A 16,640-nucleotide genomic window follows, 5' to 3' on the forward strand; every position below is an offset into this window, starting at 1 on the left:
GTAGATAACTCCTCAAAACAGTTGGCGATGTATTGGAAATTGATATGATTGAATACGGAGGGTATTTTGATGTGGTTTTTATGGAGGGCGGAATCCTTCACTATTTCCATGACATTGACCAGTTTATGAAAGTTATGTTCAATCTAAGGGGACTGCCAGAAAAAAATGGCAGTCCCCTTATTATTTTATTTCAGATAATTCTTTTCGATTATTCTGCCATAGATTTGTTGCACAAGGAACAGCTTGCACAGTCGGCTGGACTGCAGTGCATTCCCGGACGCAAAAAAGGCTCAATGGTGAATCCGCAGGATTTTATGTAGTATCTGTCCCCTTCAATCATCACTTCTCCGGAATTCGGAAGAAATTTTACCGGAATACCCGAAACAGTCTGAACCTCATCGTACAGGGGATGCGCCTTTACATGCGGAGAATATTTCTTCATCTCCCCTTCCTCCGTCTGCACATAGATGGAATGGTCACACGTAATTAATCCCTTTATTTCTCCAGCCTCCGTAAAGGAAAGAGAATTGCTGTCTGCATTTATTCCATTCTGATCTGGGTCATAGGCTGTGATTCTTCCAATAGGGGTAGATACAAGGACCGGATCTCCAGGTTCTATGGACTCCAGATTCCCTGACTCATATAAGGACAATCCCACCTTAGTCTCCACCATTCCCATAGGTGTCTTTATGACGGCCTTTTCCTTTGGAAACAGGGTGATACTTTTTATGTTCCCGTTTTCATAAAAACAAATGCCATTAATCATTGCTTTAAACTCTGAAAATCCCAGGTCAAAGGTCAGTGAGATGTTCAGCTCCCGCTCATCCTCTTCTGTCCAGAAGCCGCTTAGCTGTCCATCGAGGATAAATACTCTGTGAAGCTCTCCTGAGGGATAAAATTTGATCAGCTCTGCCGGAAGCTCTCCAATGGGGGTATATACCTCCTGCTGTTCTTCCAGAGCCACGCTGATGATCATTCCCTGTTTATTAAATTCCACAGACGGCTTCTTTTTTCTTCTGCCTGTTTCTGTATAAGCAGGCACTAACTCTCCTGCCTGGGTGACTATCATATTTTTTTCGAAGAGATTCACTCCTGAAAGCTCTCCTTTGGGGTGACAGTAAAAGGATCCCACTCCCCCAAGAATGCCGTAAGGAGTCTGAATGGTTTCTTTGTCAAGTACCATATAATTTTGCATTGCTTACACCTCCTGTTAACATTGTGATTTGGTTATGGTTACATACAGCCCACCCTCTTCTTTTTTTATCTTCTTTTCGTAGGCCGAATCCGCTATCAGCCAGGGCGGAATGTGGGCACAGACCAGATGAAGCTCTAAAAAGGGAGTATCAAAAAGAAAGGAAGCGAGTGCCTTTTTAGAGGAAATCTCCGGACACTCTTTTTGCAGCTCCAATAGATTTAAGAAATAGACCCCAGGAGTCTGGGTTTGTACAGGTCCTGCATTCTTTACCATCTCGGCCCGGATTCTCTTTTTTTCATCACTCTCTTCCAGATCGGAAAGTACGCCTTCAAAGGTCTCTTCATCCGCTTCTTCCGTACAGAAAATTCCGTATCCTTTTCGGTCAAATACAGAGTATGGAATTCCAGTGATATCCTTGCATAGAATGGCTTTTGCTCCTTCTGCAAAAGCAGCGGCACTTTGTACCTCTTCTCTTTGCTCCTTTACTGTTGTTCCTTTTATGGGTGCAAAGGAAGCTTCACTGGCAGGTTTCCAGCCGTTCTCCTGTTTCTCATAAATAGTGACTGTATTGCAATCATAAAAAGGTGCCAGCTCTCCTTCTCTGGTATAAACTGCGATTCGATCCATCTGCCGTTCCTCCTTTCTTTATTTCTCAATCTCAACTACATTTCCATGAATCAGCTTTGCCAGAAATTCCTCCAGCTCCAGCGTAGCATCTTCCTCATCTAAATTCTTTTCCTCTGCCAAAAGTGAAACCAGCTCCGTTACCTTCGTTCCCCGTTCCAGGCTGTTCCAGAGAAAGATACAGGTCTCATTGACAGAAGGAAGTCCGTCTAAAGAACCGTTTTGGCTGTCTCTTTCATCGAATATACAAAATTCTCCTCCCAGTTCCTTTAATACGAAACCAGGCTTTAACCTTACATGTTTGATCACCATTTCAGCCCCTCAGCCTTTCTACATCGATCCCGCTTTTTATCAATTCCAAGTCCTCCCTGTCATAGCCTGCACTTACCATGACTGCTCCGGTTGTGAGCCACAGATACATGAGACTTGAGGATTTTCGTATTATTAAGGCCAGGAGCCACGCACTGATCTCCGGCTCCTTTACACTTTGATTCATCATCTGGGCCAGAATCGCTTCTATCTCAGTCACCCATTTCTGTTTCAAGATATCTTCTTTCCTGCAAATACCGTACTGCTCTATGGTCTGGGCATAGGCCACGGCATATTCAAGTCTTGTTTTTTCTTCCCTGCTTTCCAGCAGGGTATCCCCTCCAGCCAATATGACTGGTGCGCTCATGGTCAGGCCCGCAATCCGTTCTCTTAGTTTCTGTTTATCATAGTAATTGGTTTCCGGAGCGTTGATTTTACTTTGTATGGATGTGACCCGTCTGCGAATCTCTTCGGAATCCGGATCGCCAGCCAGTATGGTATAGTCGCCTGTCATCGTAAGGGTTTTTACTTTCCCAAGCATCTCCAAGGTAATGTCCTTGATTTCACAGGGATATATTCCGTCAAACACTCTGGTTTTTGTCAGCGCTGCCGCATCTTCCATAATGTCTGTTTTTCTCCGCCCCAGTCCTGGCCCTTTCATGGCCCATAGGTGGAGACGGTCTTGTTTTACATTGGCAGTGAGAAGAGACAGTGCCTCTCCTTCTATCTGATCTGCTATTAAAAAGAGTTTTCTATCCCTCAGCCTTTCTAAAAGGGGATAAAGCTCTGTAAAGGAAGAAAGTGTGCGGTTTATGATGAGTACAAAGACCTCTGTCATGGTTGATGCTTCTCCCACGGAAAGAGGGCCGTCAAGGCGCATCCCCCTTGTGATCTCCAGCCTTGTTTCGGCATACATGGATTCCTTTACTACCAGCTCTCCTTCTTTACTGCCTTCCAGTACCATATGGGCAGTTTTATCATCCTTTGTGATCTGACGGATTAAATTCACTTTAGAATGGGGAGAGGAAAAGGCATGGGATAGGATAGCTTCTTCCAGCCTTTCTGATGAATTCCTTAAGTCTCTTGCCAGTACAATCGGGTTTTCCCCGGAAGCTGATTTTCTTTGACAAAAAGTAAGCAGGGAAAGAATCATGGAAGCAGTTTCCTTTGTGCCGCATCCTGTAATGGAATTGATTTCACCAATGGCGGCGGCAGCCAGACGGATTCCCTGATTGAAATAGAGATCCTCTCCCTCCAGCTCCTTTGCCACCTGACTGGCGGAAAAGGTGTAGCTTCCTTTGACTAAAATGCCCCCTTCCAGGGAAAGGACATTGCAAAGGCACCGGATTCCATCCGCCATTTTTTCTCTTCCGTCCTGATACTTAATCTGACGTATCATCCTTTACACCTCCTGCCATAATATTCCTTAATAAATCTTCTGCTTTCCTGATGTCCTGGCTGGTCAAACCCAACTCGAATTTCCGGTTGGCGCCATGGACAAACTCGTAGAGGTTACAGTTTCCAGCCCGCTCCCCTATTCCCAGTAAGGTCCCATCCACCATGTCGGCCCCGGCCAGTGCCATGACCATGGAATTAGCAACTGCCATGCCAAAATCATTGTGCTCATGGACCTCCACCTGGATGCCGGTCTGTTTGATTTCCTGAATGAGGGTTCTTGCCCTTCTTGGAAATAAGACTCCTACGGTATCGGCAAGGCGTATGACCTCCACCCCCTGCTGTTTCATCATTCGGATTAAGGAAATTAGGAATGCAACATCAGCCCTGGAGGCATCCTCTAAGCCAACGGTTAAGGGAATATTATAATCCTTTGCCACCTGAATGCATTCCATTAGTGTATTTTCAATCCATTTTTTGTTCTTTCCGATTTTATTATATATTTGTGAGTAGGAAACAGGAGTTCCAACATGGATCAGGTCCGGTTTTTGTCTGGCGGACTCTTCAATATCTCCTGCATTCAGACGGGACCAGACGGAAACAATTGCCTGTTTTTTCTGCTTCATGATCTCACTTAAGTAATTAACTCCTTCTGTTCCGGTGTCATAGATGCCCGCTTCTATTTCATGGATTCCGATGCGGTCTAAATAAAGAGCCAGTCTGATCTTATCCGATGGAGAAAAAACGATGCCAGGGCACTGCTCCCCGTCACGAAGGGTAGTATCAACTATTTTGATTCGTCTCTTCATATTTATCACACTCGCTCAATATTATTAAAAACTCTTCATCGGTTACTTCTCCGCCCTTTTTCATGCTCTTTCGTTTTACCATATCTAAAAGCTGACCAACATCATATTTTCCCTCGCAGTCAAACTCTTTCAGCTTATAGCGAATGGAGGTGCCGCCGGAGTGCTTACCTAATACCACCTTTCTGGAGGCACCCACCAACTCAGGCGCAAAGGACTCGTAATTGGATGGCTTTTTTAATACTCCATCCACGTGAATGCCGGATTCAATGTGAAATATCTTCCGGCCGATGACTGGCGTATGATCAGGAATTTCTGTCTTTGTCATTTCTTCAAATAAATCTCTAAGGAGGGTGAGCTTTTCAAAGCTGTGATTGGGTTTATACCGCTCCACCACCCTCATGGCCAGGAGCACCTGTTCTGTTGCTGCCTTATTGCCAATGCCTGTAAAGGTGGTCATGACCGTACCATTGTGATGGTACTGGAGATAATCAGCCGCAATGGCTGATGCACAGTAGTAGGAGTCCTCCGGGTAAAGTATAGGGGATACTGCCATTAAAAGCTTCATACCCCGCTCATAGATGTCCCGGCTTTCATAGATCAGCAGATCGTCGAGGCCGGTCAGCCTCAGCTTTTTATCCGCTTCGATGTCTTCTAACCCTTTTAGCTCCCATAAGTCGTTGACCTGAATGTTTCTGATGCTCCTTCCCGTACCGTCGCAGAAGGAAGATAAGAAAAAATGAACTCCAGGATACTTCTGATTTTCCGCCAGACTGGGAAGCTCCATATAATAAACGATTCCCTCCGGCAAATCTCCATTTAACAGGCGGTAGACTTTGGGGGACAAGACTACCCCTGAAACAGAAAGATTTTTAAGCCCTTCGATAAAACCAAAAGCCAGTTCCTTTGTCAGTGCAAAATCATCAAGCATTGTCAGTGTGGCATCAATTATCTTCATCATCCTACAGCCCCTCCTTTTGCGTGTGAATTTCTTAGATCATCAGATCACGGACTGGCACTCCTCCCTCAAAATGTTCCTCCACAATCCGTTCTACATCATCTTCTGAGACACTGCCGTACCAGACTCCTTCTGGATAGACCACTACCACCGGCCCTTTGTCACAGATGCCGAAACATCCGGTATTATTAATGACTACTTCCCCGGACAGATCTCTGTCTTCGATTTCCTGCATAAAGCTCTGGATTATATCCACGCTGCCTTTTTGAAAACAATAGCCTTTTTGTGTTCCATTGATTCTGCAACTGGTGCAGATGAATACATGATATTTTGGCTGTACCATTTGACTCCTCCTCTTTACATGGCAGCGGCTGCCTTTTTCACCGCATCTTCAATCATGTCATAGGTATTCACTGGTTTGATTCCCAGCTCTGCCAGCTTTCTCGTTGGCTCCATACCGATCCGCATGGCAATGACTCCATTGCAGCCCTCAATTGCCGCCATAATTCCTTCCATCTTATTTTCATTTTCCCCGCATTCCTCTTCCCCCATGCAGTATTGTTCGACCTTTCTTTTTCCGGCGAAACGAACCTCTCCGTTTAAGTAATCATAAAGATAAAACTCCTTTGCATGACCGAAATGAGTATCTACGATGACTCCGCTTTTTGACGCTACCGCAAAACGGTACTTTGTGGTGACTGGCTGGGGATTTTTGGGCTCTTCCATTAGGTATCCTTTCAGCTCAATGGATTTATCATCGGTTAAGGTTCCTACGGCATCTGCCCGACAATGCTGGCAGTGATACATCTGGGGCATGATTTCCTCACACTGCTTCCTGATCTCCGTCAGATGCTTATTGGATATAGGCTCTACCTGTTCAAATATACTTCCCTCTACAGGAATCATCTGCATGATGTTGGTAATAAAACACCCCAGGTCTTTTACTGTTTTCACCACTTCTGGTACATGGCAGTCATTGATTCCCCTGACGGTTACAATGTTTACCTTAACAAGGACACCGCTTGCAACAAGGAGACGGATTCCTGCCAGCTGGTTTGCCACCATAATGGCCCCTGCTGCATCTCCCGTATATTCCTTTCCCATGAACCGGATGTACTGATACATCTGACCGCTGATATGAGGGTCCACCGCATTTAAGGTTACAGTTACGTGGGAGACAGAGAGCTTAGCCAGTTCCTCCGCATAAAGGGGAAGCTTTAAGCCGTTGGTGGACAAACAAAAGGTAACATGTGGATCATGAGCCCGGATCAGTTCAAACAGGGACTTTACGCTCTCCCAGTTTTCCAGCGCCTCGCCTGGCCCGGCAATCCCTACCACTGTTAAGTTTGGCATCTTTTCCTTTACCGCCAGATAACGGTTCAGTCCTTCCTCCGGGGTGAGGATCACAGAGGTGACTCCCGGACGGCTTTCATTGGGGCAGTCAAATTTTCTGACACAGTATTTGCACTGGACGTTGCAGGCCGGTGCCACCGGAAGATGAATCCTTGCAAACTTATGGCCCTTGCAGTTGTAGCAGGGATGCTCCAGGGTCTTTCGTCTCATTTCCTCTTCTCTCGTACTTATCATTGGCTCCACTTCCTTTTCCTTGGTGTCGATTAAAGTATCTTTATAATAGTCATTGTAAAGGGTTTCCCGAAAACTTGTTTCTGTGGTATCAATCAGATGGTTGGATATTTCATCCATATATTCCATGGAGCCTTCGTACCCCAGCATCTTTAATCTCTGGCCTCCTACGTGGTCGTGAATGGGAAATCCTCTCCGGACCAGGGGAAGCTTTAAATCCTCTGCGATCCTTCTGCCATCGGAATTCCCAACCAGTATATTCGCCTTGCATTCAACCACCATGGCCTCAATATCTTTAAAATCTGCTTTATCTATAACCTTATATTCTTCCTCCAGATAAAGGTCCGCCAGCTTTTCTATCTCAGGACCAGCTTTTTTCGCCAGCTCCGGACAGGCCGTTCCGGTGGCGCACACCACTGGAAGAATTCCGGATTCACACATGAGCCGGACCGTGGAATACACCATATCCGGTTCTCCAAAGACAGCGGCTCTTCCGGCAGAGTTGTATTTGTGGGAGTCGATCATGGAATCCAGATACCGGCCTCTTTCCTTTTTAAGCTCCTCAGGAATCTCCTTTCCTGAAATCTCTGAGAGAGCATTTAAAAAGGTATCGGTATCTCTTAATCCCACAGGGAGGGGGATTCTTGCAAACGGAACCCCATAGGTCTCCTGCAAATATTCCCCCACAGAATTCTTTCTTTCAAAATCGCAGATCTCCAGGGTAATTTTCGCTCCGCCCATTTTCTTTAACTCGGAGATACTGGTTCCATAGTGGGGAAGCCGGTTATACTCCTTATGGTGCTCCCCATCCAGATTTTCAGAAAGGTCAGGAAGGAGTATGGCTTCCAGTCCAAACAGCTTTAGCATGGATTTTATGTATCTGGTATCCCCAGGGCTTATCGGGGCAGTCACCACATTGACCAGGTTGTTTTTCCCGCCATCCATTATAATAGAAGAAACCATGGAATAGAGTGCTCCGAAATACCCGTCGTACTGACTCCCGCCATATCCTGGGGAAGGACATGAGATGAGTGTGATATCCTTATACTCCGGATACTCCTCTTTAAAATCATCTAAGATTCCGGGTACATCTTCGCCAATGGTCTCGGCTAAGCATGTGGTCATGACTCCAATGATATCCGGATGGTAAAGCTCGATTAAATTTTTCAGGCCTTTCTTTAAATTCTCACTTCCCCCGTAAACAGTTCCTTCCTCTGTGAGGGAAGAAGAAGCAATGTCCACAGGTTCATTGTAATGGGTCGCCATATGTCTGCGGATGTAGGTCGCACACCCCTGAGAGCCATGAAGAATGGTCATGGAATTTTTCAGACCATAAAATGCAGTCGCACTTCCCATTGGCATACACATCTTACAAGGATTGATATTTAGGTTTACCAGAGGTTCTACCTTACTTTTCATTCTCATTCCGCCTTTCTGTCAGCTTACAAATTCCCATACCGGACTGTTTATGCTTTTATTGATTTCCATGGTAAAGTTGTAAACCCCCTCAAAGCCTGCCAAAGGTATCTTCCGCTCGTGATTGTGATCGCAAAAGGCAATGCCCAGCTTATAAGCCAGGGGCCGTTCCTTTACTCCCCCCACCAGGATATCAGCTCCTTTTTCCCGCATAAAGGTCTCAAGCTCCGCAGGATTTGCATCGTCAAGGATTACGGTATCCGGCTCCACCAGACTCTCTATAATTTCGTAATCTTCCTTTTTTCCTGTCTGAGTCCCTACAACCACGGTTTCAATTCCCATGGCTTTAAACTGGCGGATCAAAGATATGGCCTTAAAGCCTCCCCCTACATAAATTGCTGCTTTTTTCCCCTCCAGATGCTTCCGGTACTTTGCAAGAAAGCTGTTTAGCTCCGCCTCTTTTTTAGAGCAGAAGGCAACTGCCTTTTTCCTTGCTTCTTCATCATTCAGGGCTTCTGCCACCCGGATCAATGAAGCCGTGGTATCCTCGATTCCAAAGAAGCTGACCTTTAAAAATGGAATGCCAAATTCCTCCTCCATCCGATTCGCCAGATAAGTGCTGGACCCTGCGCACTGGACAATGTTTAAGGAAGCTTCCGGCGCCTTTATCATCTGCCCATAGCTGCTATCCCCCGTAAGCCCGGATATGACATCAATCCCCATTTCCTTGAAATAATTCTTAATAATCCACATTTCCCCGGCAAGATTAAAGTCTCCTAAGATATTGATGGCCTTTCTTTTCTTCTTCCCCTTAAAAGGAAGAATCACCTTCATAATGGCATCGCAGGCCATACGGTAGCCGGTGGATTTATTCCCGGAGAAACCGGGGGATTTTACAGGAATGACCGGAATGTTATATTGTTCCGACTTCATCCTGCAAAGAGCGTCCACATCATCTCCGATGACTCCTACGATACAGGTGGCGTAGATAAAAATCAGCTTTACCTTCTCTTCTTTTTCCATTAACTCATCCACTGCTGCCTCCAGCTTTCTGATCCCCCCGAAAATGATATCTGTTTCCTGCAGATCCGTAGAAAAGCTGTTGCGGTAAATATCTTCTCCGCTTGTTAAGGACCCTCTGATATCCCAGGTATAGCTGGAACAGCCAATGGGGCCGTGGACGATATGATAAGCATCTGTAATGGGATTTAAGACAACCCTGGCTCCGCAGTATACACAGGCCCTTTGGGACACGGAACCGGATATACTGTTGCTGTCACAGCAGATCCCGCCTTTTGGGCCGTTGCATCCCTGGGTTACGACAATGGAACTTTTCCTGGCATCCAATATATTTTTGTTGCAGCTCTCCGCTTCCATGACCATGCTCCTTTCAAACCGCTGACGGTAAAATACCACAATAGGGAGGGGTCGGCTCCCTCCCTGGTTCCTTTGTTCTCTGGTTTACATTACTACTTCAAAATCTTCATCTGCCACATCCCGGTCCAGACGGTCCATTAAGGTATCTACGATTTTTTCTACGTAGCGGATTCCTCCTGCATAACCAACGGTGGCCTGAATGGGGTTGCCATACCGGTCAAGCACTGGAAATCCCATCCGCACCATTGGAATGTCCTCTGCCTTTGCAATCTGCTTTCCATAGCTGGACCCAAGAAGGAGATCGACAGTCTCGTTCTTAATCAGCTGATGAAGGTAGAATAGATCGGTATCCGCCTTAACCACATACTCGCTTTCATCCACTCCGTACTGATCCATAAGTGCCTTGATTTCCTTCTCCCACCGTTCCTTTGGTGTTCCGGTGATGATATACTTAGGGCTCATACCAAGCTCCAGACACAGGGAGGTAAATGCGTACACAATATCAGGATCGCCGTAGATGGCTGCCTTTTTCTTATAAACATACTGATGGGCATCTAACATTAAATCCACCAGACGGCCCCTCTCATCCTCAAGAGCAGAGGGAACTTCTTTCTTCGTAAACTTCTGAAGCTCCAGAATGTACTGATCGGTAAGCTTCACTCCCACTGGAACCGGAATGTTAGAAAATGGAACCTTATATTCCTTTTTCATATGCTCTGACGGCTCCAGACTGCAGTAAATTCCCATGGAAATAAGCTTTTCACAATCCCCAAGAGCTGCAATGTCCGCACCACTGGTTCCTGCGTTACTATGAAAATATTCATTTTTACCATCCATAGGATGATCCAGGATTCCATCGTGATCCGGGAAGTAGATGTATTCCGCCCCCATAAGACCCGCAATCCTCTTTAATTCTCTGTCATCTCCAGGATTGACCCAGCCTGGGAAAATAGCAACCTTCCCATTTGGCACTCCCGTTTTCTTTGTCATATATTTCATGAAGCCAATCATCATATTGGCATAGCCCTGAATATGAGAACCTTCATAAGAAGGGGTACTGGCATATAAGACGGTCTTTCCTTCCGGCACTTCCACATCGAAAATATAGGAACCAACGTCATCTCCAATGGTCTCGGAAAGGCATGTGGTATGTATTGCCATGATATCAGGATTATAGATATCAAATACATTTTTCACAGCCGTAGTGATATTGCTTCTTCCGCCAAATACGGACGCTCCCTCTGTAAATGAGCTGCTGGATGCAATGGCCGGTTCTTTAAAATGTCTGCTAAGCACGGTTCTGTGATAGGAGCAGCAGCCCTGAGACCCATGGGAATGGGGCATACATTTTTCTGCACCAAGGGCACAGAACATGGCACCTACAGGTTCACAGGTCTTGCATGGGTTTATGGTCATTTTGCGTTTTTCCATAATTTCTTTTGGGGTCAATTCAAGCATCAGCCTACACCTCCTAACGTTCCTTCCAGCATTGGGGTTACCTTCCACGGTGGCTTAACCAGCGCCCAGGCATTGGTATACAAACTCATGGAAACATCTCTTCCAAAAATCACAGCTCCCCGAAATCCAGCATAGGGACCGGAATAATCATAGGAATGCATCTGTCTGGATACCACACCGCCATGCTGAATGGCGTATTTATCCTTGATTCCTGAGAAGAAAATGTCAGGTTTAAATTCTTCGATCAACTGGTCTGTCTCAAACATGTTATAGTCATCCACGACCACATAGCCTTTTTTCATATCTGGTATCATACCATTATAGGTGTCAAGCTCTACTCCTGACGTTCTCATGGTATCCATTACTTCTTCCGAGTAACGATCCTCAAATCCTGGTTCTCGCTCTACTGTGATCTCTTCGATATTTTTGGAATCTGCATCTGCCTTGATCTGAGGAATGATTTCCCGTCCTTCATAATCATCCCGGTGAGCGAACTCATAGCCTGCAATGGTGGTTTCCATCCCAAAATCCCTTAAAAGCATCTGGTAATGGTGGGAACGGGATCCTCCTACAAAGATACCGGCTGTCTTTCCCTTTAATTTGGATTTGTAATATTCCATATCCTCATTGATTTCCGCCAGCTCCTCTGCAATGACTTCCTCTGTCCTCTGTGTAAGCTCCGGATCATTAAAATAAGTAGCAATCATTCGCAAGGATTTACAGGTGGACCCTACTCCGATAAAGTTTACCTTAATCCAGTCCACACCGTATTTGGTCTTCATCATCTCTGCAATATAATTGATGGACCGGTGGCACATGACCAGGTTTAAATCTGCCAGATGGGAATTTTTAATGGTCTCATAAGAACCGTCGCCAGTAAATACGGAAACCACCTCATACCCGATTTTCTTTAAGATACGTTCCTGCTCCCAGCCATCACCGCCGATGTTATATTCCCCAAGCAGGTTTACACTGTATTTGCCCTTTGGTGCTTCTTCCCCTTTTCCGATGACATAGCGCATCAGGCCGTTGTTTGCAATGTGGTGTCCGGCGGACTGGGAAACTCCCTTATAGCCCTCGCAGGAATAACCGATTGCTGTGATTCCATACTTTTCTTCCACCCGTCTTGCCACTGCCTGCACATCATCACCAATCAGACCGATGGGACAGGTGGAGCAGATAAAGATACACTTGGGGCTAAAAAGCTTCATGATCTCGTCAATTCCCTCTTCCAGCTTTTTCTCTCCCCCGAACACGATATCAGATGGCCTCATATCCGTACAAAAGGAATAAGGTACAAAATTTGGCTCTCCTTCATAGGAAGGCTTTGCCTTGTTTCTTCTGGTAGACCAGGAATAAAATGCACAGCCAATGGGTCCGTGGGTAATGACCACAGAGTCCTTCATGGGTCCTACCACAACGCCCTTACATCCGGCATAGCAGCATCCTCTAGCTGTTATAATTCCTGGTATTGCCCTTGTATTGGCAGCAATTTCGTCTGGCTTCTCTGCAAATTCCAGCTGCGTAATGTGACTCTTTCGATTCTTAAATACTCTGGATGAATATTTATCCAGCAATATATCTCGTTCTTTTGCCATTGCCTTCACCTCCTGTCAAAAAGCATCCATGGTGTGCTCGCCGCTTCTTACGGTATAAGCCTCGTATATGGGGAGCACAAATATCTTTCCATCCCCTGGATTTCCTGTCTGGTTCGTCTTTATAAGGATGTTTACCACATCCTCTACCTCTTCATCTTCCACAATCAGAGTGATCAGCCGCTTTGGTATCCACCGAAAGGACTCTGTCAAATGTTCTCCCTGGGAAGACAAGGGAAGCTCACCGCTTTCTATGACCAGACTGATAAGCTCCGGATCAATCCGTTTCTTTCCTCTGCCAAGCACCGACCGGCAGGTAAAAGCTGGAAAACCGCCTTCTGCCAAGGCTTTTTTGGTGGGATTGATTTTATTGACCCGGATAAATGCCATTACCTCTTTCATAATAATCATTCCTTTCTTAAAAGCCCTTTTACAGTCCTTTTTTGCCTGTGCTGACGGTATAAGCCTCTTCTATGGGTGATATAAAAATCCTTCCGTCTCCGTAATTGCCCTCGCCGGTTCTGGCTGTTCTTAAAATCACCTTTACCAAATCTTCTTTATCTTCATCATTGCAGAAGAATAACAACATTTCCTTTGGGATCTCGTCATAGTGAATCTCTCCTACTGTGATTCCCTTTTGCTTTCCACGTCCATAAACGTCCATTTTGGTCACTGCCTGGAATCCTGCTTCTGCTGCCTCTTTCATTACGTGATCCGCCTTCTCCGGACGGACGATCGCTCTCACCAATACCATATTTTTTCTCCTCTCCCTGTCTGGTTAGTCCATAACGCCGTACTGCATCAGAATCTCTTCCAATTCATCGATATTCATCGGATTTGGAATGACGAACATCTCATTGTTATCCACTTTTCTTGCCAGGTTACGGTATTCGTCAGCCTGAAGCTCATCCGGGGAATAGTCAATGACGGTTCTTTTTCTGATCTCTGCTCTCTGTACCGCATTATCACGGGGAACAAAATGGATCATCTGGGTTCCGATTTTAGCAGCTACCGCTTCCACCAGATCCTGCTCCTTATCTACCTTTCTGGAATTACAGATAAGTCCGCCAAGTCTTACCCCTCCGGTCTTGGCATATTTGGTGATACCTTTGGAAATATTGTTGGCTGCGTAAAGAGCCATCATTTCTCCGGAGCATACGATATAAATTTCCTGCGCCTTTCCTTCTCTGATTGGCATTGCAAAGCCTCCGCATACAACGTCTCCAAGTACGTCATAAAATACGTAATCCAGATCGTCGGTATAGGCACCAAGCTGTTCCAAAAGATTAATAGAAGTAATGATTCCTCGTCCGGCACATCCGACGCCTGGCTCAGGACCGCCGGACTCCACGCCCTTGATTCCGCCGTAGCCTTCCTTCATAACTGCATCCAGTTCGATATCATCGCCTTCATCACGAAGGGTATCAAGAACTGTTTTCTGGGCCAGACCTCCAAGAACCAATCGGGTGGAGTCTGCCTTTGGATCGCATCCTACAATCATAATGTGTTTTCCCATTTCGGCAAGACCAGCCGTTAAGTTCTGGGTCGTTGTAGATTTACCGATACCACCTTTTCCATAAATAGCAACCTGTCTCATAGCTAATTCCTCCTTACATTAAGAAAAGAGGCAGAAGGCAGATACATACGTATCCTGCCATTCCACCTCTTCGTGAATAGAATAGAAAACAAAACCACTTAGGTTGCTACTACTATATCTGTTTTAAACGTCCAATTCAATACAGCACTATGTACAAATGAAAGATGGGCTATGGGGAGCATTCTATACAAATATTACTTATATGCCACTGAAGCCTTCGAAAAAAGAGCTGGATCACCAGCTCCTTCTTCTGAAGTTACTTAGACCCCGATCATCACGGAGGTCGCTTTCATTACAGCATAGGCATCTTTTCCTACTTCCAGTTCCAAGTCCTTTACCGCTGCCATGGATATGGTGGCTGATATCAGATTGCCGCCACCGATATCAAGGGTCACAATTGCATTTACAGCCCCTTCTTCGATTCCTATTATTTTTCCTTTTAACTGATTTCTTGCACTTAATCTCATGGGCACCGTCTCCTCCGATTGTCTTAGAAAAAAAAGGGGTCCTTGCATTTTCCTTTTGGAACATCTTACGCACTTTCCTCGTAAAAGTCAATTTATATTCAATAAAACTAATATTATTAAGACAAAAGCAGGATTTCTTCTTTGGGAAACTGAATAAATAATGGTATATCTTCTTTTTTATCCTGTATGAGCCAGATTTGTTTGGAATCGCTTTCCTCCCCGTTATGGAAAATGACCTGACGCTCAAAGGGAGTATCCGTTACTCCTCTCAGCCTGATCTTCATGGTATTCTCTCCTGGCTGGCTTACGGGAATTAAGGTGTGCCCCCTGATTCCAATGTAGCCAATGGAATCCTCTATCCTTTCAGCTGTTTTAAGCCTTATGTTCCAGTCACAGGCATACAGCTCATAATCTCCCAGTCGTTCTATAGCTGAAATATTCTTACAGCCAGTCAGCCTTGCCGCTTCCATGGTGCCGGGATTTTGAAAGATATCTCTTGTATTTCCCTGGAGCAGGCTCTTTCCTTCTGACATGACCACCATTTGATTGCAAAAGGTATAGATTTCGTCTCTGGAATGGGATACCATGAGCACATCCTTTCCATAATCCCGGATAAACTCCAGCATCTCATTTTGTAATATATCCTTTAAGAATCCATCCAGAGCAGAAAATGGTTCATCCAGGAGAATGACTTCCGGAGTGCTTAAAAGCATACGGGCCAGTGCCACCCTCTGCTGCTGTCCCCCGGATAACTGGGAAGGATATCTCTTTTTTAAACCGGAAAGCTGAAACCTTTGTAAAATTTCATCAATGACCGGCCCTTTTTCCTTTTTCTTTCCGGGAATTACGATTCCTAAGTTATCTTCCACCGTCATGGCAGGAAAGAGGGCGTAATTTTGAAACAGATATCCGATGTGACGGTCTCTGGCGGGAACATTGATGCCTTTCTTTGAATCAAAGAGCACTCTATCATTTAACACAATACGGCCTTTATCTGGCTTCTCGATTCCAGCAATGCATTTTAATGTCATGCTTTTGCCGCAGCCGGACGCCCCTAAGATTCCCAGGCAGCCGCCGTCCATCTCAAATTCCACCTTCATCTGAAAGCCGGAAAACTTTTTACTGATATTTACCTGCAATGCCATATTATCTCCACCCGCTAAAATCCTTGCTGCCTTCCCCAGACACCAGATTAATAAGTACCACCATTAGAAACGATATGACAACAATCACAAGCACCCAGAATCCTGCTACCTCCCAGTTACCGGCTGCCACCTCTGTGGCAATGGCCACAGAAATGGTCCGGGTCTTTCCAAGGATGTTTCCTGCCAGCATGGTGGTAGCCCCATACTCGCCAATGGCTCTTGAAAAGGAAAGTACAGTTCCTGATGCAAGTCCCGGCCCTGCCATGGGAACAATGATTTTCCAGAATATCTTCCGTTCCGATAGTCCCAGGGTCCGCCCCGCATAAATCATGGTCACATCCACCTGTTCAAAAGCCGCTCTTGCATTACGGTACATGAGAGGAAAGGCGATGACAAAAGCAGCCATGACACATCCAAGCCAGGTCTGAACCAGCTTCACCTCATAATGCTCCCATAAATAAGCACCAAGGGGCCGCCGCAGGCTGAACAGGAACAGGAGAATAAAACCGGCCACCGTAGGCGGAAGCACCAGAGGGAGGGTAAGGATTCCATCTACAACAGACTTGGCCCGGTGGTTCAGCCTCATGACTCCCCTGGCCGCAGCCGTTCCCAGAAAAAAGGTGAGCACCGTTGCCAGAATCCCCGATTTCAGAGAGAGAAACAGAGGACTGAAATCTATGGTATGTAGTAAAGTCTCCATGGCCTCTTCACTCC

Annotated in this window: 17 protein-coding genes; all 17 read right to left on the reverse strand. The window is 45.7% G+C overall.

What is annotated here, in order from left to right; all coding sequences use genetic code 11:
* Nucleotides 1-208 precede the first annotated feature (208 nt).
* On the reverse strand, nt 209-1,195 hold the full coding sequence (locus tag T546_RS23760) for a hypothetical protein (RefSeq protein WP_051629895.1): 987 nt from the start codon (nt 1,193-1,195) through the stop codon (nt 209-211).
* A 15-nt stretch (nt 1,196-1,210) separates the two neighbouring features.
* Complete coding sequence (locus T546_RS0116045) at nt 1,211-1,822, reverse strand: Fe-only nitrogenase accessory AnfO family protein (protein ID WP_026892499.1); 612 nt, start codon at nt 1,820-1,822, stop codon at nt 1,211-1,213.
* An 18-nt stretch (nt 1,823-1,840) separates the two neighbouring features.
* Nucleotides 1,841-2,131: a PqqD family protein gene (locus T546_RS0116050; RefSeq protein WP_026892500.1), complete on the reverse strand. Its 291-nt coding sequence runs from the start codon at nt 2,129-2,131 to the stop codon at nt 1,841-1,843.
* 1 nt (nt 2,132) lies between these two features.
* The gene (locus T546_RS0116055) at nt 2,133-3,527 is read right to left on the reverse strand and encodes a TCP-1/cpn60 chaperonin family protein (RefSeq protein ID WP_026892501.1); all 1,395 of its coding nucleotides are present in this window, start codon (nt 3,525-3,527) and stop codon (nt 2,133-2,135) included.
* Nucleotides 3,511-4,332, reverse strand: a complete 822-nt coding sequence (locus T546_RS0116060; RefSeq protein WP_026892502.1) for a beta/alpha barrel domain-containing protein — start codon at nt 4,330-4,332, stop codon at nt 3,511-3,513. Before T546_RS0116060 ends, T546_RS0116055 begins: the two co-directional genes overlap by 17 nt.
* Nucleotides 4,307-5,290, reverse strand: coding sequence for a homocitrate synthase/isopropylmalate synthase family protein (locus tag T546_RS0116065; RefSeq protein WP_026892503.1), 984 nt, complete (start codon nt 5,288-5,290; stop codon nt 4,307-4,309). Before T546_RS0116065 ends, T546_RS0116060 begins: the two co-directional genes overlap by 26 nt.
* 31 nt (nt 5,291-5,321) lie before the next feature.
* The gene (locus T546_RS0116070; protein ID WP_026892504.1) at nt 5,322-5,630 is read right to left on the reverse strand and encodes a 2Fe-2S ferredoxin; all 309 of its coding nucleotides are present in this window, start codon (nt 5,628-5,630) and stop codon (nt 5,322-5,324) included.
* Nucleotides 5,631-5,644: 14 nt separating this feature from the next.
* A complete protein-coding gene (locus T546_RS0116075; protein ID WP_026892505.1) occupies nt 5,645-8,290 on the reverse strand; it encodes a nitrogenase component 1 in 2,646 nt (881 codons plus the stop codon).
* Nucleotides 8,291-8,308: 18 nt separating this feature from the next.
* A complete protein-coding gene (gene nifE / locus T546_RS0116080) occupies nt 8,309-9,664 on the reverse strand; it encodes a nitrogenase iron-molybdenum cofactor biosynthesis protein NifE (protein WP_026892506.1) in 1,356 nt (451 codons plus the stop codon).
* Between the two features lie 84 nt (nt 9,665-9,748).
* The gene (locus T546_RS0116085; protein WP_026892507.1) at nt 9,749-11,122 is read right to left on the reverse strand and encodes a nitrogenase component 1; all 1,374 of its coding nucleotides are present in this window, start codon (nt 11,120-11,122) and stop codon (nt 9,749-9,751) included.
* Nucleotides 11,122-12,720 carry a nitrogenase component I subunit alpha gene (locus tag T546_RS0116090; protein WP_026892508.1) on the reverse strand — a complete coding sequence of 533 codons (1,599 nt, stop codon included), beginning with the start codon at nt 12,718-12,720 and terminating at the stop codon, nt 11,122-11,124. The genes T546_RS0116085 and T546_RS0116090 overlap by 1 nt, the downstream gene beginning before the upstream one ends.
* A 15-nt stretch (nt 12,721-12,735) precedes the next feature.
* Entirely contained in the window at nt 12,736-13,119 is a 384-nt protein-coding gene (locus T546_RS0116095) for a P-II family nitrogen regulator (RefSeq protein WP_026892509.1), read from the reverse strand.
* Between the two features lie 28 nt (nt 13,120-13,147).
* The gene (locus T546_RS0116100; RefSeq protein ID WP_026892510.1) at nt 13,148-13,471 is read right to left on the reverse strand and encodes a P-II family nitrogen regulator; all 324 of its coding nucleotides are present in this window, start codon (nt 13,469-13,471) and stop codon (nt 13,148-13,150) included.
* Between the two features lie 24 nt (nt 13,472-13,495).
* On the reverse strand, nt 13,496-14,314 hold the full coding sequence (gene nifH / locus T546_RS0116105; protein ID WP_026892511.1) for a nitrogenase iron protein: 819 nt from the start codon (nt 14,312-14,314) through the stop codon (nt 13,496-13,498).
* A gap of 260 nt (nt 14,315-14,574) precedes the next feature.
* Nucleotides 14,575-14,781, reverse strand: a complete 207-nt coding sequence (locus tag T546_RS0116110; protein WP_026892512.1) for a TOBE domain-containing protein — start codon at nt 14,779-14,781, stop codon at nt 14,575-14,577.
* Nucleotides 14,782-14,897: 116 nt separating this feature from the next.
* Nucleotides 14,898-15,926, reverse strand: coding sequence for a sulfate/molybdate ABC transporter ATP-binding protein (locus T546_RS0116115; RefSeq protein WP_026892513.1), 1,029 nt, complete (start codon nt 15,924-15,926; stop codon nt 14,898-14,900).
* A 1-nt stretch (nt 15,927) separates the two neighbouring features.
* On the reverse strand, nt 15,928-16,626 hold the full coding sequence (modB, locus tag T546_RS0116120) for a molybdate ABC transporter permease subunit (RefSeq protein WP_026892514.1): 699 nt from the start codon (nt 16,624-16,626) through the stop codon (nt 15,928-15,930).
* Between the last annotated feature and the right edge of the window lie 14 nt (nt 16,627-16,640).

The organism is [Clostridium] aerotolerans DSM 5434 (assembly GCF_000687555.1).
Lineage (GTDB): Bacteria > Bacillota > Clostridia > Lachnospirales > Lachnospiraceae > Lacrimispora > Lacrimispora aerotolerans.

Bases quoted from the DNA above. Each gene is read 5' to 3' on its own strand.
- T546_RS23760 (WP_051629895.1), bottom strand. From the start codon at position 1,195: ATGCAAAATTATATGGTACTTGACAAAGAAACCATTCAGACTCCTTAC.
- T546_RS0116045 (WP_026892499.1), bottom strand. From the start codon at position 1,822: ATGGATCGAATCGCAGTTTATACCAGAGAAGGAGAGCTGGCACCTTTT.
- T546_RS0116050 (WP_026892500.1), bottom strand. From the start codon at position 2,131: ATGGTGATCAAACATGTAAGGTTAAAGCCTGGTTTCGTATTAAAGGAA.
- T546_RS0116055 (WP_026892501.1), bottom strand. From the start codon at position 3,527: ATGATACGTCAGATTAAGTATCAGGACGGAAGAGAAAAAATGGCGGAT.
- T546_RS0116060 (WP_026892502.1), bottom strand. From the start codon at position 4,332: ATGAAGAGACGAATCAAAATAGTTGATACTACCCTTCGTGACGGGGAG.
- T546_RS0116065 (WP_026892503.1), bottom strand. From the start codon at position 5,290: ATGATGAAGATAATTGATGCCACACTGACAATGCTTGATGATTTTGCA.
- T546_RS0116070 (WP_026892504.1), bottom strand. From the start codon at position 5,630: ATGGTACAGCCAAAATATCATGTATTCATCTGCACCAGTTGCAGAATC.
- T546_RS0116075 (WP_026892505.1), bottom strand. From the start codon at position 8,290: ATGAAAAGTAAGGTAGAACCTCTGGTAAACCTAAATATCAATCCTTGT.
- nifE (WP_026892506.1), bottom strand. From the start codon at position 9,664: ATGGAAGCGGAGAGCTGCAACAAAAATATATTGGATGCCAGGAAAAGT.
- T546_RS0116085 (WP_026892507.1), bottom strand. From the start codon at position 11,122: ATGCTTGAATTGACCCCAAAAGAAATTATGGAAAAACGCAAAATGACC.
- T546_RS0116090 (WP_026892508.1), bottom strand. From the start codon at position 12,720: ATGGCAAAAGAACGAGATATATTGCTGGATAAATATTCATCCAGAGTA.
- T546_RS0116095 (WP_026892509.1), bottom strand. From the start codon at position 13,119: ATGAAAGAGGTAATGGCATTTATCCGGGTCAATAAAATCAATCCCACC.
- T546_RS0116100 (WP_026892510.1), bottom strand. From the start codon at position 13,471: ATGGTATTGGTGAGAGCGATCGTCCGTCCGGAGAAGGCGGATCACGTA.
- nifH (WP_026892511.1), bottom strand. From the start codon at position 14,314: ATGAGACAGGTTGCTATTTATGGAAAAGGTGGTATCGGTAAATCTACA.
- T546_RS0116110 (WP_026892512.1), bottom strand. From the start codon at position 14,781: ATGAGATTAAGTGCAAGAAATCAGTTAAAAGGAAAAATAATAGGAATC.
- T546_RS0116115 (WP_026892513.1), bottom strand. From the start codon at position 15,926: ATGGCATTGCAGGTAAATATCAGTAAAAAGTTTTCCGGCTTTCAGATG.
- modB (WP_026892514.1), bottom strand. From the start codon at position 16,626: ATGGAGACTTTACTACATACCATAGATTTCAGTCCTCTGTTTCTCTCT.